Origin of the sequence: Phaeodactylibacter luteus (assembly GCF_007993045.1) — a bacterium.
Taxonomy (GTDB): Bacteria; Bacteroidota; Bacteroidia; order Chitinophagales; family Saprospiraceae; genus Phaeodactylibacter; species Phaeodactylibacter luteus.
Map to the genome: position 1 here is coordinate 105,507 of NZ_VOOR01000012.1, position 20,733 is coordinate 126,239.

Here is a 20,733-nt window from a genome sequence, read left to right on the forward strand (position 1 = left end):
AAGAGGAAGGGTGTTGTAAAACAATAGCTGCACAAGCGCACCGAATTGCACTCGGGAGGGCATCTTTTCGCTTCAGGAGATTGTTGGCGGCCAGGCCGCTGGAGAGATTTGTGCTATCCTTATACCGCTAAAATAGGCATTCAACAGGGAATGTTCACCAAGGGGAGATACAATTTGTTTTTTATAATATTTTGTTTTTCGATAAAATAAGCATGACGGGGCTACCCGAGCAGCCCTACAGCCAAGTAAAGGAGGGCGGTCAGCCCGCCTGCGGTCAAGGCATAGGGCAATTGCGTGCGGACATGGTCGATATGGTCGGTAGCGGAGGCCATGGAGGAGAGGATGGTCGTATCGGAAATGGGGGAGCAGTGGTCCCCGAAAACGCCCCCGCCTAGGGCTGCGGCAATGGTCATGTGCACATCGGCCCCCATCCCTTTTGCCATAGGTACAGCTATGGATATCATGATCGCAAAAGTCCCCCAGGAAGTGCCGGTGGAAAAAGCGATAAAGCAGCTTACGAGGAATACAATAAAAGGCACCATACTGGGCGAAAGCCAGGCTTTGGCCACGTCCGCCACGTATTGCCCGGTGCCCAGCTCTTTGCATACTGCGCCTATTGCAAAAGCGAACATCATGAGCAGGGCGAGCGGCATCATGCCGCTGATGCCCTTCAGGGTTAGGTCGATCATCTCTTTCCACTTCATCAAGCCTTGGGCCCGGTAGAAGCACATGGCAAAAAGCGTGGAAGTAATGACCGCTATCAGCACTGATGTAGAGCCGGAGCCTTGCCCGATAGCGTAAAAAAACTGTTGCCCAAAGCTGCCTTCGGGGCGGTTGGCCAGGGCAGCTTCCCAGCCGGTTGTGGCCAGCATGGCGGGCATCATGAGTACCATGATTACAATGGGGAGCACCATATTGTAGGCTTTTGGCTTGATGCCGCTCGCGGTTTCAACGTCGGTGAGCTCGTCAGAAATCATAGGGGTGGCCCCTTCATTCAGCAGGGCGCCCGTTTCCCGGACCCGCCTTTCCGCTTTGCGCATGGGCCCGTAGTCCTTTTGGGTGATGATGATGATCAGGGCCAGCAGCAGCGCGAGTATGGGGTAGAAGTTGAAGCCAACTGCCCGGAACAGGGTTGCGAAAGGGTCGGTAAAGCCTTCTGCGACCAGCAGCGACATGATGAAGGCGCCCCAGCCGTTGAACGGGATCAATATGCTCGAAGGGGCAGAGCTGGAGTCTGCCACATAAGCCAGCTTTTCCCTTGATATGCCCAGTTTGTCGAAGACAGGCCGGTAAAGCGCGCCCACCGTGAGGACCGAAATGCTCGACTCCACAAATATGAGCATGCCCGTAAACCAAGCCAGCAGCTGTACGATGATCCGGTTGCTGCCACTTTGCTTTTGCTCATAGTAGTGCAGCAGGCGGTTGACCCTAATAATGAACCCCTCTACGCCTCCTGACCGCTGTATGAAAATAATGAGCGCGCCGACTAAGGCACAGAACATGATCGTCCGGGTATTGCCAGGCTCCCTAAATACATCTACCAGTGCTTCTACAGTCTGAAAGCTGCCTTCCAGAGGATTGAAATCGGACAAGATCAGCCAACCCAGCCAGATGCCGAACAGCAAGGAGACATAAACTTGTTTGGTGCGGATGGCCAGAATAATGGCAATTACCGGGGGAAGGAGGGACAACAGACCGTATTCGTTGGGCATCGTTTTTCCTGAAATATAAGAAGTTGAGGTGAATTGCAGGCTATGCCGAGGCAAACTCTGCTCTGTACTTATACTAAGTAGTTGGTTTTTAGTCAGTTGTTATAGATTACGGCGCAGGTAGCTCAAAATTTGCTCCATCGCTTTTTTGACTGGGGCAGTGCCGTTGGTGTAGTTGTTGTTCATAAAACTGAAGATGAGCACCCGCCCGGAATCTGTAACGAGGTACCCGCTCAGGCAGTGTTTATTGCTCAGGGTACCGGTTTTGGCAAATACGTAAGGTTGGCCGCTGGGCCCGGCGTAGTCCCGCTCCAGGGTGCCAGACTGCCCGCCTGCCGGGAAAATGCGCTGCACCCAGCCCATCCCTTTTTGCTGTGCAATGAGGTGGAGCACGCTGGCCACCGACCGAGGGGTGAATAAGTTGTAGCGGGAGAGCCCTGAGCCGTCTCGCCACTGTAGCCTATCGGGGAAAGCAGCGAACAGGCTGTCTTGTGCAAACCGTATGGCGGCAGCAGTCTCTTGCCGCCCGTAGAGTTTTTCCGAGCAAGCCAGGAGCAGTTGCTCGGCGATGAAGTTATCGCTGTCTTTCATCAGCCGCTGATACAGGGTGTCGGGTATGGGCTGATGCCATGTTTTTACAGGCAAGGGCGGTAGCAGGCTGAGGTCGGTAGGCTGCACCTTGCGCCCCAATGTATCTGAAAGTAGGGCAGCGATGAGCGCCGGGCTGGCCCGGAAAGGGGCGCTGACTTGAAAAGGGAAGCCGGTCAGTGCCCGGTCGTTGTACTCGAAAATATTCTGATGCTCCTGCCTGACTACCCTCGCTCGCCGGTTGTCCAGCTTGGGGTTGTACACCAGCTTGTCCTGAAAAAAGGGCGGGTAGGCCCGAAAGCCTTCCCGTACTTTCGTACGTTCGAACCAAGCCAGATTGCCATAAATGGGGAAGGGGGATTTTTCGGCCTGATAGCTGTAGCTGTAATCGTCCCATGCCCAGCCCGGGCCAAATCGGTCATCGTGGTAATTGTGCACGCTGAGCAACAAGTGCTGCCCTGACCGGCGCAGCAGGTTCAGCCCTGCGGTATCTGCAGGCATGCCCGGGTTCAGGAATAGGGGGTTGCCTGTGCCCCATACTACTGTGGTATCCTTGTACTGTGCATAGCGGAAAGCCGGCAGGCTGTCGCCCAAAATCTGCAGGGCAGTATAGAGCGTGAATATCTTGGTGTTGGAAGCGGGTGTAAAGTACTTGTCTGCATCTTGCTCAAGCAGAAAGGCTTCCCGCTGAGGGTCGAAAAGGGCAAACCCGGTGAAGATAGGGCTGAAAACTTCTGACTCCTTCAGCATGCGCTGAACTACTTCTAAGTGGCCTGCTTCGGTTTCGGGCTGGGCAGATAGGAAGGAACAAGCCAAGAGGAAAAGCCCGGTCAAAATCGGTTTCATAGGCGCGCTTTTTCGATCAATTGATTAAGTTTGGAGCAGCGGCCGCTGTTGGGGCCGCCAATGCTCCACACAAACTACAAAAATTAATATGATCTCACGGTTGATTTACGCCCTGCCCTTGCTCTTTGCAATTTCCTTCTCCCTTCCTGCTCAGGACATGGCTGATAAGCAGGCCACGCTTGGGTTCAAGCAAGCCGAACAGGCCATTACGGTACTCCGGAACGAAGGCGGGCTGTTGCCGCTTTCCCGTTTGGATACGCTGCGCATTGGGTATATGGCTTTTGGCGAGCTCCGCACGGGCCCATTCTTAGAGACGTTGCAGCAGTATGCCGATATCACTCCGGTGCCCCTTCCCGCCAAGGTGGATTCTGCCTGGCTGTCCGCTCTGCAAGCCCGGTTCAACCTCTTAATCCTGGAAGTAGAGGACATACCCGCCGGCGGGCTGCTCCCGCCTTCTTACGCTATGGCCAAAACCCTGAAAGCGGTGTTGGGCAGTTGCACTACCCTTACTTTCCTGAACGGCGATGGCAGCATTTTCCAGGTGGTGCCCGAGCTCGCCCAATCGGCCGGCCTGATCATGGCTCCGCAGCATCTCCGGATGAGCACCGTGGTAGCCCCGCAGATATTGTTTGGTGCTGTTGGGGCAAAAGGGGTGCTGCTTGGCCCTATCCGGGGCACCGCTTTCCAAGCCGGGGATGGTTATACTTATGCCGGAGGGGAAGCCCTGGCCTACACACCTTATGCCTATGCTGATATGGACGGGCAGCTCTTGGAAGACAGCATCCGGGCTATCGTCGAGGCGGGCATAAATGGCGGCGCTTACCCTGGCGCGCAGGTGCTGATCGCCCGGCATGGGAAGGTTGTTTACCATAAGGCCTTTGGCCATCATACCTACGACGGGCAGCAGCCGGTGCTCGTTAGCGACTTGTACGATCTGGCTTCTGTGACCAAAATCAGCAGTGCCCTGCCGCTAGCCATGCAGCTGCACAGCCGGGGGCAGTTTGACCTCGATGCCCCGCTCAAGGATTATGCCCCGGCCTTCCGCGGTACCAACAAAGCGGGCCTCACTTTCCGCAGCATGCTGTCGCACAACGCCCGCCTAAGGCCTTGGGTCCCTTATTGGAAGGGCACGCTCAAAGGGCATGCCCGCTACCCTTGGGATGACAAATGGGACGATGAGCGGGTCAATGACGGCCGTTTCCGGTGGTTTACCTTCAAAGCCGATTCTTCCCGGCGTTTCCCCACCTACGTAGCGGAAGGGCTTTGGCTGCACCGCCGTTTTAAAAATAAAATCTACAAAGCCATTGCTAAGTCGCCCCTAAATGAGGAGCCCGGCTACGTCTACTCCGGGCTGTTGTTCTATGTGCTGCCCGATATCGTTGCCCAGCGCAGCGGGCAGCCTTACCGGCAATACCTGCGCAGTGCGTTTTACGACCGCATAGGTGCGGTCACCCTGGGGTACAACCCACTGGAGCGCTTCCCCAAAGCCCGCATTGTGCCAACCGAAAGGGATACCTTTTTCCGGATGGTGCAAATACACGGCCATGTGCACGATGAGGGCGCAGCCATGATGGGGGGCGTTTCTGCAAATGCAGGCTTGTTTTCAAATGCCAACGACCTGGCCAAGCTGATGTACGTCTATGCGAACGGCGGCCGGTCGTTCCGGGAGCAGCTGATCGATTCTGCCTCCGTAGCGGCTTTTACCAGCCGCCACTATGCAGCAGAAGGCAACCGCCGTGGGCTCGGCTTTGACAAGCCCCTGCTGGAGTACGATGCCGAAAAGAGCTATGTAGCCGCTGCTGCCAGCCCTTCGAGCTTCGGCCATAGCGGGTACACCGGCACTTTTACTTGGGCGGACCCCGAAAGCGGAATCCTAATCGTCTTCCTGTCCAACCGGGTTTACACCACAAGGGAAAACCGCCGGTTGTACGAGCTCAACATCCGGCCCCGGCTGCATCAGGCGGCTTACGATGCCATAAAGGAGTAGGGTTTATCGTTCTGCCTCCCAGGCTCGTAGCAGCTGTCCGATCTGAGCGATGACGGGCAGCCCGGTCGTGTCGTATTCGTATACCCCATCGTTGTAAATGCCGTTGTCATTGGTGTGGATGGTAACAGAAAGGAAGAAGGATGTGCCCTGCTGCTCGTCCCTGAAGTAGGCTACATCCGTCAGGAAGCCATAAGCGTCGCCTACTTTGTTAAGGATCTTTACATGGGGCGGCACCGGCGTTTTTCGGTCTCCATGCCAAATGAACTTCACGTAGTTGTCCCAATCTGCGAGGTCGGGGTAGGCCGGGTATTTGCTCTCCCTGGGCAACATGGCCATGTATTTCTTCAGGAAGGCATAATCGGCAGGCTTAAGGTGGAAACGCTGCTGGGGTGGCACGGCATCGGGCAGGATTACAGCCTGCAGCATGCGGTGGAGGTCTGACAGGGAGAGGTAGTTTTTCTGCCGGAAATCAAAAGGCGCGGGGATCAGCTGCCCGTCGGGGCCAGTATATCCCTTGCCACGCACCTGCCCCCTCAGTCGGAGCTCCCCCTCGTAATGGCTATAAGCTTGCCCCTGATGATACAGCAGCTCGTTGGCTTGGGTGAAGGAGACAGGGTTGGTATAGCGGTTGCTCTCAGGCGTATGCTCCGGGGCCGAAAGGCGGTGGATGATACGGGAGCTTCGGTAGCCTTTGGCATGGAGCTGCTCGTTGATATAGCCTTGCCCCAGCCACTCGTAGAGCCGGTTGTAGGCATCATTGTCGCTCACCAAGAAGATTTTGCGGATATAGTGCCCCACAGAAGGCACGCCCTGTTCCGCTGACGTATCCTCCCGCACAGCCGTTTGCAGCGGGTGGGCCCTGCCGGTGAACATAGGGGTGTCTTTGTCGAGCCCTTCTATGCGCAGCCGGTTAAGTTTTTCCAAGGCAAGGAAGGCCACTGGCATTTTTACCGTGCTCGCCGGGTAAAAGTATAGGTTGGTATCAAGGCCAAAGGTATAGGTGTGCAGTTGGGGCGGCCCGGAGGCGTGTTCATTGATCTGGGTATAAATCACTTGCAGCTGATAGCGGTCAGGCTGTTGGATGACCGCCTGTAGCAAGGAATCGCCCCTTTCCAGTAGGAACTGCCGGAGCCAGGTGGTGTCATTGAGGGGTTGGGCGTTGGCTAAGCCCACCCATCCGAGGGCGAGCAGCAGCAGTAATTTTTTCATAGGTCCAGTTGTTGTGCGAAAGCGTGTATGCCGATCTGTAGGCGCTCAACATCCTCCAGCTCATGGTGGGCACTGACCACCATACGGGTAGCCAGCGGGCTGCTTGGTGTAGGGTAGTGGAACTGAGGGATGAGGATGCCGTGCTGCAGTAGGAAAGGGGCTATGCCCTCATGAGCTGTATACCATACCGGGTAGCCGGAGAAACTTTGGAACAGGCCTGTACTTGCAATCTTGCTCCGGAGCAGCCCTTGCAGTTGGGCCAAATGACGGCGTGCTTCCTGGTACAGGCCCTGGCCTTGCAGCAGCGCGTAGAGGTAGGGGGGCAGTATGGGCGATGCCCCGCCAAAGAAGGCCTGCTGCCATAGCCTTTGGATGAGGGCTTCGGAGCCAGCTACGAAGCCGCCTGGCACGCCCATGGCTTTTGCAAGGGAGGCCGTGAGCACCAGTTCTATCTGAGGTAGGCGGGGCACATCGGGCAAAAAACCCTTGCCTTCATCCCCGTATACACCTACCCCGTGGGCATCGTCGAGGATGAGGGTAAATGGCCGGTTGGCAGGCAGGCTGTGCAGCCACTCAAAGCCGTAGCGCCTGCTGTGTATGGCATCTACGGTACTGGCCATGATAAAAACCGGGCGTGCTGCTTTTTCCAAAATAGCCGGCACTTTTTGGCTCCAGGCGTCGAAGTCTTCTGTATAAGCTTGCCCGGGGCCGAGCAGGGCGGGGTGGGTGCCCGGTGCATAATGGCACTCGCCCACCGTTGCGCAGTATTTCATGAGCAGCTGCCCGGCCAGCGAGCCGGAGCTGACGGTGAGGGCAGCCGGCAGCCCCACCCATTGTGCGATCCAGGCTTCCGCTTCTTCAAAAATGCGGATACGGGGCGAGCTCAGCCGAGAGCCCCCGTAGTTGCTGCCATAGCGGTCGATGCCAGCTTTGATCAGCTCGGCAAAATCGGGGCTTGTAGCCAGGCCTAGGTAGGAAGTGCCGCCAAAATAATTCAGGCGCTGCCCTTGCCATTTGGCAAAGCGCCCGGGGATGTGGTCCAGCATAGCCTAAGCCAGTTTTTTGAGCTGAGCGCCAGTACCTTTCCGGGCAGAGAAGCTGGCGTAGCCGTTGGCGTCCAGAGAAACGCCCTCGGCGGGGTCTTCGCTAAGCAGCATAGCGCCATCCATATCTACATAGTCGAGCAGGGGGAGCAGCTGTGCAATGGCAGAAATGCCAACCGAGGACTCGGTCATACAGCCGGCCATGACTTTGAGCCCCAGCTTTTTGGCGTGCTCTGCCATACGGCGGGCGGGGGTCAGTCCGCCGCACTTCATCAGTTTGATATTGATGCCGTGAAAGAAGCCATAACAACGGGCTACATCGGCTTCCACATGGCAGCTTTCGTCTGCGATGACGGGCAAGGCACAGTTGGCATAAACTTGCTTCATGCCTTCCCAGTCGTTGGCTTTAAGGGGCTGCTCGATAAATTCTACCCCCAGTTCTTTTAGGCGGGGCGCGTACTCCAGGGTCTGCTCAGCAGTCCACGCCGTATTGGCGTCAATGCGGAAAACAGCATCGGTTTTTGCCCGTAGGGCTTTGATGATTTCCAGGTCATGGCTGGTGCCCAGCTTGATTTTGTACAAGGGCCAGGGCTGATCCTCCATTTTGCTGACCATTTCCGGTATGCTGGCCATCCCAATGGTATAGTTAGACCGGGGCACCTGCTCCATGGAAAGCCCCCAGCGCTCGTACACCGTAGTGTTGTGCAGCTTCCCGTAGAGGTCGTGCGCAGCCTGGTCCAGGGCGCACAAGATGAAAGGCGCATCGGCCAGGTGGGCCCGCATGTGCTCCCAAAATGCTTCCGGCGCATCGAGGCGGGCGGTCTCAATGACAGGGCGCAGGGCTTCTAGTCGTTGAGACATGTTTTCTAGCGTTATGCCATAGTAGCGGGTTTCTGTAGCCTCCCCAAAGCCTGATAGCCCGTCTTGCGAAAGCTCTACAATCAGGCTGGGCATCACATCCCTTGATTCGTGGGTGATGGAGAAAGTGTGCCTCAGGGGCAGCTGAAAGGTATGAATGGTCAGCTTCATATGCGTATGGTTTTCCTGTAAAAGGGCGCTGCTGCTGGCACAGGCCCTGTAAAGCGCAATAATGGATACGGTTTATGAAGGTACGGAATCCCTGCCAATCTGATCCGTATCGGCAAATTGGCACAAACCAGATGGTCGTTTTTTTTGAGGGGGCCTGCCCCTGCCGTGAGGGCAGGTGCCGCTATGCTGCGGGGCTCGCTATCCGCTCGGCCCTGTCGGGCTTGCCACCCCTTCGCAGCGCTAGGCCAATGCCAGGCAAGTGCCTTAAGCCATAAATCTCTGATACTTAAGTTGAAGTTATTTTCCGGCTAATCCAGGCGAAGGTTCGCGGCTTTAGCCCGAGCTAAAGGAGCGGTTCTTTAACGAAGAGTAGGCGGAAAAGAACGAAACTTGGGGTGGCAAGGATTTATGGTTTGAGGCACTAGAGCCCGAAAAGCACAAACGCCTCCGAGATTTTGGCTTTCGCCTCGTCAAATATAGGATTTACGAGGGGCTGTGCAAGCCCTTGCGCACACCTGCTGCCTTCCTTCTTGGCTATTCCCCCGAATTGTGCGACTTTTGCTGACGGCGCGGCCTGATAGGAGCCTAACCACTTCCTGCCGCCTTTACCGGAAAACCTGTTACTGTCCCTAACCAAAACTGACCATGGAAGCCATTAGTGTTTTCGATATGCTGAAGATAGGCGTAGGCCCGTCCAGCTCCCATACCCTAGGCCCTTGGCGCGCAGCCGAGCGCTTTTGCCACTCCCTCTCACACCACCTCCACGCTGTAGCCCGCGTAGAAGCCCACCTCTACGGTTCCCTAGCCCTTACGGGTAAAGGCCATGGTACAGATATAGCTGTACTGCTCGGGCTGAGCGGGCAAGACCCGGAGACCATCCCAATACCCGATGTGCTGGCCATCCCGGAACAAGTCAGCGCATCCCACTTGCTTCATTTGTCTGGGGCGCATACCATTGCTTTCCAGCCAGACCGCCACCTGGCCTTTCATTATTCCGAACGCTTGCCCGGCCATGCCAATGGGTTGATTTTTAAAGCCTTTGATGAGGAGGGCCAATTGCTTACTGCCCAGACCTACTACTCTGTGGGCGGGGGCTTTGTGGTACGGGAAGGCGAATCGCTTGATGAGCTGCAGCAGGCCTTGCCCTGCCCTATCGGCACTGCCCGTGAGCTGAGCGCTTATTGCGAGGCCCGCGCTGCGGGCATTTGGGAGGTGGTCATGGAGAACGAACAGTCTTGGCGCACCGAGGCCGAGATCAAATCGGGGCTGCTGCGCATCTGGGGGGTGATGAAGAACAGCATGTACCGTGGCTGCCATACCGAAGGGACACTGCCCGGTGGGCTAGGCGTTAGCCGAAGGGCAGCTGCTTTGCACCAAAAACTGGTCTTGCCCTGTGAGTACAGCAATGCAGACGAGTGGCTGCGCTGCCTGGTCCGCTGCGATTTCCAGTTTTCCAAAATCCTGAAGTGGATTGGCTGCTTCGCTATGGCCGTCAATGAAGAGAACGCAAGCTTTGGCCGCATTGTGACAGCCCCCACCAATGGGGCGGCGGGCGTGATACCTGCGGTGCTAATGTATTACATCTGCTTCTCTGAAAAAGATGTAACCGATGAAGATATAGTACGTTTCCTGCTCGTAGCCGGCGAGATTGGCAGCATTTTTAAAAAAGGCGCTACCATCTCTGCTGCTATGGGCGGTTGCCAGGCTGAAATCGGGGTGTCTTCTGCTATGGCAGCCGCAGCCCTGACGGAAGGCTTGGGCGGCAGTGTGGAGCAAGCCCTAATGGCTGCTGAAATTGCCATGGAGCATCATTTGGGCCTGACTTGCGACCCCATAGGCGGGCTGGTACAGGTGCCTTGTATTGAGCGCAACAGTATGGGCGCTATCAAAGCGATTACGGCGGCAAACATTGCTTTGGAAGGCGACCCGGCCAAGGCTCGTGTCCATCTGGATGAAGTCGTGAAGACCATGTGGGAAACCGCTCAGGATATGAACCACAAGTACAAAGAGACTTCACAGGGCGGGCTGGCTGTGAATATTTCCATTAAAGTGCCAGAGTGCTGAGAATGGCTGAACAATTTACGGGCAATGCACCGTTATAACGGAAACAACTTTCCGGACGGCAGATTCCCCTGCACCGGCACAACGCTAAACTGTGTATGGAAAAAATACCTCTTCGCATATTGGGCCAGGCTAAAAGTGAGTCTACCCCTGAGCATTTTATCATTATACTGGAGGATGTGGGCGCTACGCGCCGCCTCCCTATCGTTATCGGGCCTTACGAAGCTCAGGCTATTGCGATCGGGCTGGAAGGGCTCAATGTGGGCCGGCCGATGACCCACGATTTGCTCAAAAATACCATCGCTGCTTTCCATGGCGCACTTCAGGAAGTCGTGATCGACCGCATAGAGGATGGTATTTTCCACGCCAAGCTGGAGTGCGTTGATGCCGGGCAGGAGCGGTTCACCATAGATGCCCGCTCCTCTGATGCATTGGCCATGGCCGTTCGTTTTGATTGCCCTATCTTCACCTTTCAGCATGTGATGGACGAGGCCAGCCTGCCGGCCGAGGATACCGATATAGAGTATGTGGATGATGAGGAGCAGGAGCCTCGTCAGGAGCAGCCGACTAAGCCGCTGCAGGAGTATTCTGTGCCGGAGCTGAAAGCCTTTCTGGAAAAAGCTTTGGCCCGGGAAGATTATGAAAGTGCTGCCCGGCTAAGGGATGAGATCGCGCAAAGGTAAGCAGCTCCCTCTCTGTGCACTCATACGCGGAGCACGGCCTGCCCGGCAATGACAAAAACCTCGTCTTTTTCTTTGGGGCGCACCGGGGCCATGCCTGTGAATGCCCCGAAAGCTGGCAGTACGCCTTGTTGTTCTCCAAACCAAAAGCAGGGCAGCCGCTCGCGCTGACGCCCTGCCCCTTGTAGGTGCACGCAGGGGTGTACATGCCCGGCTAGCGCATAGCCCTGCTGCCCGTCCCAATCTGCCGGCGGGTGGTGGAAAAGGGCAAATGGCCCAACGCAATAAGGCTCGGCATGTACCTTTAGGCCGGCTGCCTCGTACATTTCGGGGTGGAGTATATCGTGGTTCCCTGCCACGAGTTCAAATTCGATATGGCTGAACTGCTCTACCAAGGCACGGAAAGACTCCCACTCCCGGTTGTAGTCGCTGTGGAAAAGATCGCCGAGCAACAGGGCCCGCTTGGGCTGACAGTCGAGCAAGACCGCAATCAGCCGGTCTTCGTTTTCCTGGTCCACCTCGAAGGGCACAGCAATGCCCGACCTCCGGAAATGTGCAGCTTTGCCCAAGTGGAGGTCGGACAGCAGGAGGGTGTCTTCCGCTTCCCAATATAGGGCACGAAGCGGGTGCAGCCAACAGCGCTGCCCCCGTATCATGGCCAAGCTACAGCCCTGAGCTTCCAAAGCGTTCATGTGGCTTAGCGTATGATGATGCGCTGTGCCGCAAATTGGCCGCCCCCAGATGGGGCCCACTCCAACAAGTACATCCCCGCTGGCAGTGTCTGTGCAGGCAGCTCAATGGCCTGCCCCCCACGAGCGGCCACTTGGAAGAGGGGCTGCCCCTGTATATTGCGCAGCACAAGCTGCCCCTCGCCAGCTGAAGGCGGGAGCACTGCATGCAGCCCGCTGCCAGATGTGGCCGGGTTGGGGAAGGCTTTGCCCGGGAAAGGCGAGGCCGCTTCCGCTAAACCGTTGACCAGCCCGCATACCTGATTGGCCAGGAAGTGGGCTGTACGCTCTTCTACTTCTGCCTCATATTGGGCCGCGTTGTTGGTGAAGTAGCTGACATGCCCCCCGCCGGGTATGGTCATGAGCTCGCTGCTGACTCCAGCTTCTAATGCCCGGTTGTGCATAGCCAGGCTGCCTTCTAGATAAACAAAAACGATGGGGCCGGCTGAAACAAGCCCTTTGTTGTAAACGACCACGTCGTCCCCCTCATCGTGCACACTGAACTGCGGCGGGTCGTTTTCATCGATGAAGGCAGACTGCTTCAGGGCTCCAGAATAATTGACCAGGCCTGCAACAGCGGAGCTGTATTGGTAATTATCGCTGCTGTTGCCTTCCATCCCCCCATTGTTTTCTATGATATTGGCGAGGTAGCCGGGGATGTCATCTTCTGCATCGAGGTGGGCAACATGGGCAGCAGTGATGGCACCGGCTGAAATGCCGCCAGCAAAGATGAGGCTGGTGTCAATGCGGAAGAGGTTGTCTGTGGCCGCATCTTGGCGCAAGTACCGGATACTGGCTTTCATATCGCCAATGGCTTTGACTACCACATCGTGCATTTGGTTGGAGTCTAGCGGGAGCAAAAAATCAAAGAGGCGGTAGTCGATGGTAGCCGCCACATAACCTTTACGGGCCAAGGACCTGCACAGGCCATCGAGGTCCTGCCGTTCTCCAGCAACAAAGGCGCCGCCAAAGGCCATGACGACGGCAGGGCGGCTTTCCGCTTCGTCCCCCGCAGGTTCATACACATCCATGAAAAGGGCTTGGGTGTTGCCGGCAATGGTAGTGTTCTCTCCAAATTGGATGTTGGTGGTCACCACCACGTCATCGAATATATCTGCCCGGTAGCGGTCGCCCTCACAGGAAGGGTGAGGGTCTTGAGCAAAAGCTATAGCGGCTGCACTGCAGAGCGCCAGGCACACAAGGGTAAAGTTCTTTAGTTGCATAATTATGGTTTTAAAGTCGCTCAGTAAGGAGTTTTGATGTTATGGAACAGGCCTAGACCTATTTGGTTGGCGAAGGCCTAAATTACGGAAAAGGAGGCTGCTGAGGTACGGCTTTATGGGTTAATCCCTGACCAATTGCAGTTTCATTTTCCGGATCCGGTCTTCTAGTTTTTCGCTGCTCAGTTTTTCGCGCAAGCGGTCTACCATGATCGGGAAAGCGAAAGGGGTAGCCCTTTCGGGGGTTTTCAGCACGCACTTCTGCCCTTGGATGCGCTGCAGGGCCATGCGCAGCCGGGCCTCCTCAAGCTGGAAAGCCATGACCTCATCGTAAGCCTGCAAGAGCAAGAGGTTGCTGGGGTCATAATCCGTGAAGACTTCAAAAAAGAGCTGTGCGCTAGACTGCAGGTGCCGGTCTTTTTTGGCCTTGCCGGGAAACCCCTTGAACACAAGCCCGGCTATGCTCGCAATGTCCCGGAACCGCCGCCGCGCCAGCTCAGCGGCATTGATGCTGGCCTGTATGTCTTCCCGTAGCCCCTGGCTTCGGAACAAGCCCTCTTCCAAAGCTTTTTCTATAGGGATAGGGCGGTCAGAAAGCAGTTCAAACCCGTAGTCGTTCATAGCAATGGTAAAGCTGATGGGGAGCATTTTGGAAATGCGGTAGGCGATAAGGGCAGAAAGCCCTTCGTGCACCGCCCTGCCTTCAAAAGGGTAGGCCAACAGATGGTAGCCTTCCCGGCTGTGGAAGTATTCGATAAGCAGCTCGTGGCTGGCTGGCACATGGGAGCGCTCGCGCTGCACACTGATGAGGGGGCGAAGGTTGTCGAGCTCTGGCTCAGTCAGCTCTGCCCGGCTGATCTGGTCCATCTTATAGCGCAAGGAAGCAGACAACTGTGAGGACAAGGGCAGCCTCCCCCCCAGCCAGCTGGGTATTTTGCCAGTCTTCCGCTGGGTTCTCTTCACCTGTACCACCATTTCTTTGATACGGACGAGCTCCAGGCTCCGCCCGGCAAACCAAAAGTTGTCTCCGGGCTTGAGCTGTGCAATGAACCACTCTTCTATGGTGCCAATGTATTTGCCGCCCACATATTTGACCTGCATAGCGGCATCGCTGACGATGGTGCCGATCTGTAGGCGGTGGCGCATGGCTACCCTGCGGCTGTCTACCTGGTAGCGCCCGTCTGTTACCACTACTTTGTTGTACTCATCGTAGGCCAGCAGTGCTTTCCCGCCGGAGCGGATGAAGTCTAGGCACCAAGCCCATTCTTCGGAGGTGATGGAGCTGAAGGCAAAAGTGTTTTTGACTTCGGGGAAAATCTCTTCCGGCCGGAAGCCCTCAGATACAGCAAGGGTGACCAAGTATTGTGCCAGCACATCGAAAGAGCGTAGGTAAGGCAGCCGGCTTTCCAGCTCTCCTTTGGCAACGGCCCGCCTCAGCGCCGCTGCTTCCACCAGTTCGAGGGCATGGGTTGGCACAAAATAGATTTTGCTCGGCAAGCCCGGCTGATGCCCGCTCCTGCCAGCACGCTGTACAAAACGGGCTACCCCTTTGGGGCTGCCAATTTGGATGACGGTCTCTACCGGGCGGAAGTCCACGCCCAGGTCGAGGCTGGAAGTGCAGACAACCGCTTTGAGGCGGGCTTCGTGCAGGGCTTCTTCTACCCAATCACGCAGCTCGCGGCTGATAGACCCGTGGTGCATGGCGATGGCGCCGGCCAGTTCCGGGGCTACGTCGAGCAGTTTTTGATACCAGATTTCGCACTGTGCCCGCGTATTGGTGAAAATCAGGGTGGTGGTGCTCTTGTCCAATATCGGCAAGAGCTTATGGATGAGTTTGGTGCCCAGGTGCCCTGCCCAAGGGAATTGTTCTGCCTCATCGGGCAGTATAGATTCAATGATGATTTCTTTTGGTATTGCTGCTTTGACCAAGGCATAGCGGCCTGAGGCATAGGCCTGCCCAAGCAGAGCATGCAGGGCATCGTCCATATTGCCGATGGTAGCGGAAATGCCCCATACCTGCAGGCTTGGCTGCAAGCCTTTGAGGCGGGAAAGGGCCAGCTCCATTTGTACGCCCCGTTTGGAGCCCATCATTTCGTGCCATTCGTCGACAACGACCGCGCTGAGCTGGCCGAAGTAGCTGGGGTAGCCTTTGCTGGCCAGCAGGAGGTGGAGGCTCTCGGGAGTGGTGATGAGGATTTCCGGCGGTTTGCGCTTTTGCTTTTGCCGGTCGGCGCTGCTCGTATCCCCGCTGCGTATTTCAACCCGCCAGCCGAGCCCCAACCCGGCTGCTGCCCGTTGGATAGCGCCCTGTATCTCCTTGGCCAGTGCACGGATGGGGGTGACCCAGATGGCTTGCAGCCCTTTGGCAGCCTCCTGTGCCTGCAGCCCTTGCAGCAAGATAGGCATAGCAAGGGCGTACGTTTTTCCGCTGCCGGTGGGGGCATTGACCAGCCCGCTCCGCCCTTGGGCATATTGTGCCCATGCTTCTTCCTGAAACGGGAACGGTGCCCAGCCTTGAGCGGAGAACCAGTCATGTGCAGGGCTTGTCTGTATGGATAGCGGCATGTCGTTGTTGCATTGGCCCGAGCATCGCCCGGGCCAACCTAACAGGGCAAACCGGCTTAAGGTTTTAGTCCGCCGGTTGTAATTGGGGGGCTGCTTTTTGCCGGCGCACCGTCCATATCACCGTGATGGCGATGGTGGCAGCCCGGAAAACATTGGGCCAAACCCCGCCCAAAGCATTGGTGCCGCTTTCAAAAACCATCCAGTAGAAATTCATCAGGAAGTGCAGCCCGATGGGCACCCAAAGGTTGTACCCCCAGGCTTTGTACAGCCAGGCAAACCAAAGCCCTCCGGCGAAGGTGACGGCAAAGATGCCGAAGGTGTCCCAGAAGCCATGCCCCTGATACAGGTGCCCAAGCCCAAAGACAACAGCCCCAAAGCCAGCTGCTAGGGCAAACGGCCAACCGGCTTGGCGGTGGAGCTGCCCGAAGAGGAAACCGCGGTAGAGGATCTCTTCGCTAAAGGCTGCGAGGGCTACGGAGAGGATAAAGGGCTCCCACTGCCAGGTTGCATTGAAGTTGGCCAAGCCGCCCAGCCCTAGCAGCATAGGCAGGGTAGAAAGGAAGGCCATCTGAAGCCCTTCCCGAGCCCCTTTTTGAAGCCCCAGCATGTTGCCCGGTTGAGGGCTGCCCCGGTACAGCAGGGCGAGTGCAGCTATGGGCAGGAGGATGTACCAAAAGCTGCGGTTGAGCAGTTTCACGGCTACGTACAACAGCCCTTCCTGTCCCCCGGAGTAGCCAATGAGGGGCCAGCCGTAGTCGGCCAGGAAAAATAAGGCGATGGTGAAGGCGGCAATAAGGGTTTTCTTTTCCATAAGGTAAGACCAAGTTGAAATGAAATGTGTAAATATTGATGGGGCGTGAACCAAGATGTCGCAGGCGTTTAAGAGCGCTTTAGAGCACTTGCCTGGCATTGGCCTAGCGCTGCGAAGGGGTGGCAAGCCCGACAGGGCCGAGCGGACAGCGAGCCCCGGAGCATAGCGGCACCTGCCCACTGGCAGGGGCAGGCTCCTATCCTTACGGAGGGGGCAGGCCCACCAAAAAAAAGCGACAATCTGGTTTGCGCCTGTTGATGTGCCAAAGGTAGGCGCTCGGCCCTTGCTGTGCTTGGCTTAGGGGCGAATGGCAAAGCGTCAGGGCCGGTGGCTGGCTTTAGGGGCCGGGCGCAAAGCACAGGGGGGGGGCGGCAAGGCTCGGCGTGATATTCGGCGTAAAAGGGGCTTATGGGGTGTTTGTGCTGTGCTTTGGCGCTGCGGCAGTTTTTTCAGTGGCAAAACCTTGGCACAGCAGGTGCAGGCCGTGCCGGTCAGTAGCAAGGTGTTGAAAACAGCTGTGCGATATTTTCACTGTTTTTCAGGGAGTTATAAAATCGAGAAAGCAATTTTTTCAAATAATTGCTTGTTTATTGGGCAAAAGAGATTTACCTTTGCACCTGCCTTGAAAAGGGCAGCCCGATCAGCATTATTTCAGGGTTTGGGAAGATGCTCCAGGCCCTAGTTTTTCAAGCACCCGGGCAAAAGCGACAGCAGTAAGCTGAGCCGCCAACTTCTCCGGGGTCATTTGATCACAATTTTAAATCCTTATCAAAGTGGATACGCTAAGCTATAAGACGCAATCAGCGAAAAAAGAGGAAGTAGAGCGTAAGTGGTTCGTTATCGACGCCGAAGGAGAAGTAGTTGGCCGCATGTGCAGCAAGATCGCTTCTGTCCTGCGCGGTAAGCACAAAGCTTCTTACACCCCTCACGTTGATACTGGCGATTACGTAATCGTTATCAACGCCGATAAAATCCGTTTTACCGGCAACAAGCTCGACGACAAAGTTTATCAGCGCTATTCTGGCTACCCCGGTGGGCAGAAGTCACGCACCGCACGCGAAATGCTGGCTAAGAAGCCGATCGGTGTAGTAGAGCTGGCTGTGCGGGGCATGCTGCCAAAGAACCGCCTGGGCCGCGCGATGTACAAGAAGCTCTTCGTTTATGAAGGGGCAGAGCATCCGCACGAAGCACAGAAGCCGGAAAAGCTGGAACTTTAATTAACTAACCAGACAGGACAATCTCGATAAATATGGAAATGATCAATGCCATAGGGAGAAGGAAAGCCTCTGTTGCCCGCGTTTACCTCAAAAAAGGTGAAGGCAAGATCTTGATCAACGGCAAAGACTACAAGGAATACTTCCCCCAGACTCACATCCAATATAATATTACGGACCCGTTTTCAACGGTAGAAGTGGAGAACATCTACGATCTGAAGATCAACGTTAACGGTGGCGGTTTCAAAGGGCAGGCCGAGGCCATCCGCATGGGCATTGCCCGCGCGCTGGTGAAGCTCAACGAAGACTTCCGCAAGCCGCTTAAGGCCAAAAAGTACCTCACTCGTGATTCCCGCGCGGTTGAGCGTAAGAAGTACGGTAAGCCGAAAGCACGTAAGAGCTTCCAGTTCTCTAAGCGTTAATCATTGTTTTTCAGCAGGGCTTTGCCCTGTGACACTCAAATTCAGATTAAGAAAATGGAAAAGCCCACCTATAAAGATTTGTTGGATGCGGGTGTGCACTTTGGCCACCTCAAAAGAAAGTGGAACCCCAAAATGGCACCATACATCTTCATGGAGCGTAAAGGGATCCACATCATCGACCTCAACCGCACCTTGGAAGGACTCGAGCGTGCAGGCAACGCAGCCCGCAATATGGCCCGCAAAGGCCAGAAAATTATGTTCGTAGCGACCAAAAAGCAAGCGCGCGAAATCGTAGCAGACGCTGCACGCAGCGTAGGCATGCCTTTTGTCACCGACCGCTGGCTGGGAGGTATGATGACGAACTTCTCCACCATCCGCCGTTCTATCAAAAAGATGAACAACATCGACCGGATGTTCCAAGATGGCACACTGGAAAATGTGACCAAGAAGGAGCGCCTCACCCTTACCCGGGAGCGCAACAAGCTGGAGCGCGTACTCGGTGGTATCGCCAACCTCAACCGCCTGCCTTCTGCTGTGTTTATCGTTGACATTCACCACGAGCACATTGCCGTGGCTGAGTCGCACAAGCTCGGCTTGAAGACTTTCGGCATGGTCGATACCAATTCCGACCCCTCCCAGGTTGATTTTGCAATCCCGGCCAACGACGATGCTTCTAAATCTATCGCCATTATCACCAATTATATGGCTGAGTGCATCCGTCAGGGGCTCAAGGAGCGTGAGTCTTCCAAATCAGAGAAAGAAGCCAGCACGAAGTAAATTCATCATACTGCCGGAGCGCTACATAAGCACTCCGGCAGTTGACTGATACAAGCTGTCTGCTGTATTTTTCACCACCTACAATATAACTACCGATGAGTGCAAACATTTCTGCTGCCGACGTCAAAAAACTGCGTGAGATGACGGGGGCTGGTATGATGGATTGTAAGAAAGCCCTCGCTGAAGCGGAGGGCGATTTCGATAAAGCCATCGAGCTGCTTCGGAAAAAAGGCCAAAAGGTTTCTGCAAAGCGTGCAGACCGCGAAGCCAACGAAGGAGTAGTCGTGGCACTGGTATCTGATGACAAAACCAAGGGCATCATCGTCAAATTGAGCTGCGAAACCGATTTCGTGGCCAAAGGCGAAGACTTCAGCGGTTTTGCCCACAAAGCGGCTGAGCTGGCTCTGGCTAACTTCCCGGATACTCTGGAAGACCTCCTCAAAATTGATATGGGCGGGCTCCCATTGGCTGACCGCGTCACGGAGCTGGTCGGTAAGATCAACGAGAAGATCGAACTGGCGGCTTACGAAAAGCTCGAAGCCACTATGATCAGCCCTTATATCCACATGGGCAACAAAGCAGCTGTACTCGTAGGCCTGAACCAAGCTAGCGAGGCGGCCTACGATGCTGGCCGCGATGTGGCCATGCAGGTAGCTGCCATGAAGCCGGTTGCACTGGACAAAGACGGTGTCGATCAGGATACGATCGCCAAGGAAATCGAAATCGGCAAGGATCAGGCGCGCCAAGAAGGCAAGCCGGAGCAGATTGTCGAGAAGATCGCCCTGGGCAAGCTCAACAAGTTCTTCAAAGAGAATACCCTGCTCAATCAGCAGTTTGTTAAAGACAACAGCCTGTCTGTTGCGGGTTTCCTGCAGAGCATCGATAAAGAACTGACGGTTACGGACTTCAAGCACGTAGCACTCGGTTAAGCGCTTTGAAAAAGGCGAATTAGCTTGCTAATTCGCCTTTTTCTTTGCCCTTCCCTCTCGGTTTCCACACCGGAAATCGCTTATCTTTCGCCCCGGCTGCCAGCCGCCTTTCCAACCGAATAAACTATACGTCATGCCAACGCTAAAATACCGCCGTATCTTACTTAAGCTCAGTGGTGAATCCCTCATGGGCGATCAGGGGTTTGGGATAGATTCCAATATGCTCAGCCACTACGCTCATCAGATCCAAGAGCTCCTCGGCCTCGGCGTTCAGGTCGCGGTCGTCATTGGCGGCGGCAATATCTACCGTGGGCTTCAGGCTGCAGAGTCGGGCATCGAGCGGGTGCAGGGCGATTATATGGGCATGATGGCTACTGTCATCAATGGCATGGCCCTACAGAGTGCCCTCGAAGGTTTAGGCGTTTATACCCGCCTCATCTCTGCTATAGAAATGAAGCAGATCGCTGAGCCTTACATCCGCCGCAGGGCTACCCGCCACCTTGAAAAAGGCAGGGTGGTCATCTTTTCCGCAGGCACCGGAAGCCCTTACTTCACCACAGACTCCGCCGCTGCGCTGCGGGCCAATGAGATCAATGCCGATGTCATCCTCAAAGGGACTCGCGTCGATGGCATTTATAGCGCAGACCCCGAGAAGGACCCTACCGCTACCAAATTTGACAATCTTACCTTTGCCAAGGTCATCAGCCTTGGACTTAGTGTAATGGACATGACCGCCTTTACCCTCTGCCGGGAGAACAATCTGCCCATCATCGTATTCGATATCGGTAGGCCCGAAAACCTGAAGCGGATTGTACAGGGCGATGCCATTGGTACCTTGGTGGAAGGCTAAGCGCACGGGCGCCAAAACAGATTGTCGCTTTTTTTGCTTGCCCCCTCCGCAAGGATAGGGGCCTG

At 55.7% G+C, this 20,733-nt stretch carries 17 protein-coding genes; 8 read left to right on the plus strand and 9 right to left on the minus strand.

Annotation, left to right across the window (positions count from 1 at the left end):
- Positions 1 to 221: 221 nt before the first annotated feature.
- Positions 222 to 1,712: a Na+/H+ antiporter NhaC family protein gene (locus tag FRY97_RS07755; RefSeq protein ID WP_147166876.1), complete on the minus strand. Its 1,491-nt coding sequence runs from the start codon at positions 1,710 to 1,712 to the stop codon at positions 222 to 224.
- A 99-nt stretch (positions 1,713 to 1,811) separates the two neighbouring features.
- A complete protein-coding gene (locus tag FRY97_RS07760) occupies positions 1,812 to 3,143 on the minus strand; it encodes a D-alanyl-D-alanine carboxypeptidase/D-alanyl-D-alanine-endopeptidase (protein WP_147166877.1) in 1,332 nt (443 codons plus the stop codon).
- Positions 3,144 to 3,231: 88 nt separating this feature from the next.
- Here FRY97_RS07760 and FRY97_RS07765 point away from each other — a divergent pair, with 88 nt between their 5' ends.
- Entirely contained in the window at positions 3,232 to 5,130 is a 1,899-nt protein-coding gene (locus FRY97_RS07765) for a serine hydrolase domain-containing protein (protein WP_147166878.1), read from the plus strand.
- A 3-nt stretch (positions 5,131 to 5,133) separates the two neighbouring features.
- On the opposite strand, the gene FRY97_RS07770 is transcribed toward FRY97_RS07765, so the two are convergent.
- From FRY97_RS07770 to FRY97_RS07780, 3 genes are read right to left on the minus strand one after another with little or no spacing between them, the layout of a single operon-like run.
- Positions 5,134 to 6,339: a serine hydrolase gene (locus tag FRY97_RS07770; protein WP_147166879.1), complete on the minus strand. Its 1,206-nt coding sequence runs from the start codon at positions 6,337 to 6,339 to the stop codon at positions 5,134 to 5,136.
- Positions 6,336 to 7,385 carry an aminotransferase class I/II-fold pyridoxal phosphate-dependent enzyme gene (locus tag FRY97_RS07775; protein ID WP_147166880.1) on the minus strand — a complete coding sequence of 350 codons (1,050 nt, stop codon included), beginning with the start codon at positions 7,383 to 7,385 and terminating at the stop codon, positions 6,336 to 6,338. Before FRY97_RS07775 ends, FRY97_RS07770 begins: the two co-directional genes overlap by 4 nt.
- A gap of 3 nt (positions 7,386 to 7,388) precedes the next feature.
- On the minus strand, positions 7,389 to 8,411 hold the full coding sequence (locus tag FRY97_RS07780; RefSeq protein ID WP_147166881.1) for a dipeptide epimerase: 1,023 nt from the start codon (positions 8,409 to 8,411) through the stop codon (positions 7,389 to 7,391).
- A gap of 645 nt (positions 8,412 to 9,056) precedes the next feature.
- On the opposite strand from FRY97_RS07780, the gene FRY97_RS07785 reads away from it, so the two are divergent.
- Positions 9,057 to 10,475, plus strand: a complete 1,419-nt coding sequence (locus FRY97_RS07785) for an L-serine ammonia-lyase (RefSeq protein WP_211356826.1) — start codon at positions 9,057 to 9,059, stop codon at positions 10,473 to 10,475.
- Between the two features lie 95 nt (positions 10,476 to 10,570).
- Complete coding sequence (locus FRY97_RS07790; protein ID WP_147166883.1) at positions 10,571 to 11,155, plus strand: bifunctional nuclease family protein; 585 nt, start codon at positions 10,571 to 10,573, stop codon at positions 11,153 to 11,155.
- A 20-nt stretch (positions 11,156 to 11,175) separates the two neighbouring features.
- Here the strand turns inward: FRY97_RS07790 and pdeM are convergent, their stop codons facing one another.
- The 4 genes from pdeM to FRY97_RS07810 form a co-directional block, all read right to left on the minus strand.
- The gene (gene pdeM / locus FRY97_RS07795; RefSeq protein WP_147166884.1) at positions 11,176 to 11,844 is read right to left on the minus strand and encodes a ligase-associated DNA damage response endonuclease PdeM; all 669 of its coding nucleotides are present in this window, start codon (positions 11,842 to 11,844) and stop codon (positions 11,176 to 11,178) included.
- Positions 11,845 to 11,849: 5 nt separating this feature from the next.
- Positions 11,850 to 13,103 (minus strand): alpha/beta hydrolase fold domain-containing protein, encoded by a 1,254-nt coding sequence (locus FRY97_RS07800; protein ID WP_147166885.1) that lies wholly within the window; start codon positions 13,101 to 13,103, stop codon positions 11,850 to 11,852.
- Positions 13,104 to 13,223: 120 nt separating this feature from the next.
- Entirely contained in the window at positions 13,224 to 15,665 is a 2,442-nt protein-coding gene (locus FRY97_RS07805; protein ID WP_147166886.1) for a ligase-associated DNA damage response DEXH box helicase, read from the minus strand.
- A gap of 64 nt (positions 15,666 to 15,729) precedes the next feature.
- Entirely contained in the window at positions 15,730 to 16,476 is a 747-nt protein-coding gene (locus FRY97_RS07810) for a CPBP family intramembrane glutamic endopeptidase (RefSeq protein WP_170254546.1), read from the minus strand.
- A 773-nt stretch (positions 16,477 to 17,249) separates the two neighbouring features.
- Here FRY97_RS07810 and rplM point away from each other — a divergent pair.
- The 5 genes from rplM (at position 17,250) to pyrH (ending at position 20,668) form a co-directional block, all read left to right on the plus strand.
- Positions 17,250 to 17,693 carry a 50S ribosomal protein L13 gene (gene rplM / locus FRY97_RS07815; RefSeq protein ID WP_147166888.1) on the plus strand — a complete coding sequence of 148 codons (444 nt, stop codon included), beginning with the start codon at positions 17,250 to 17,252 and terminating at the stop codon, positions 17,691 to 17,693.
- 32 nt (positions 17,694 to 17,725) lie between these two features.
- A complete protein-coding gene (rpsI, locus tag FRY97_RS07820; RefSeq protein WP_147166889.1) occupies positions 17,726 to 18,112 on the plus strand; it encodes a 30S ribosomal protein S9 in 387 nt (128 codons plus the stop codon).
- A 54-nt stretch (positions 18,113 to 18,166) separates the two neighbouring features.
- On the plus strand, positions 18,167 to 18,889 hold the full coding sequence (rpsB, locus tag FRY97_RS07825; RefSeq protein WP_147166890.1) for a 30S ribosomal protein S2: 723 nt from the start codon (positions 18,167 to 18,169) through the stop codon (positions 18,887 to 18,889).
- A gap of 95 nt (positions 18,890 to 18,984) precedes the next feature.
- Complete coding sequence (tsf, locus tag FRY97_RS07830; RefSeq protein WP_147166891.1) at positions 18,985 to 19,818, plus strand: translation elongation factor Ts; 834 nt, start codon at positions 18,985 to 18,987, stop codon at positions 19,816 to 19,818.
- 133 nt (positions 19,819 to 19,951) lie between these two features.
- On the plus strand, positions 19,952 to 20,668 hold the full coding sequence (pyrH, locus tag FRY97_RS07835; protein WP_147166892.1) for a UMP kinase: 717 nt from the start codon (positions 19,952 to 19,954) through the stop codon (positions 20,666 to 20,668).
- Positions 20,669 to 20,733: the final 65 nt, after the last annotated feature.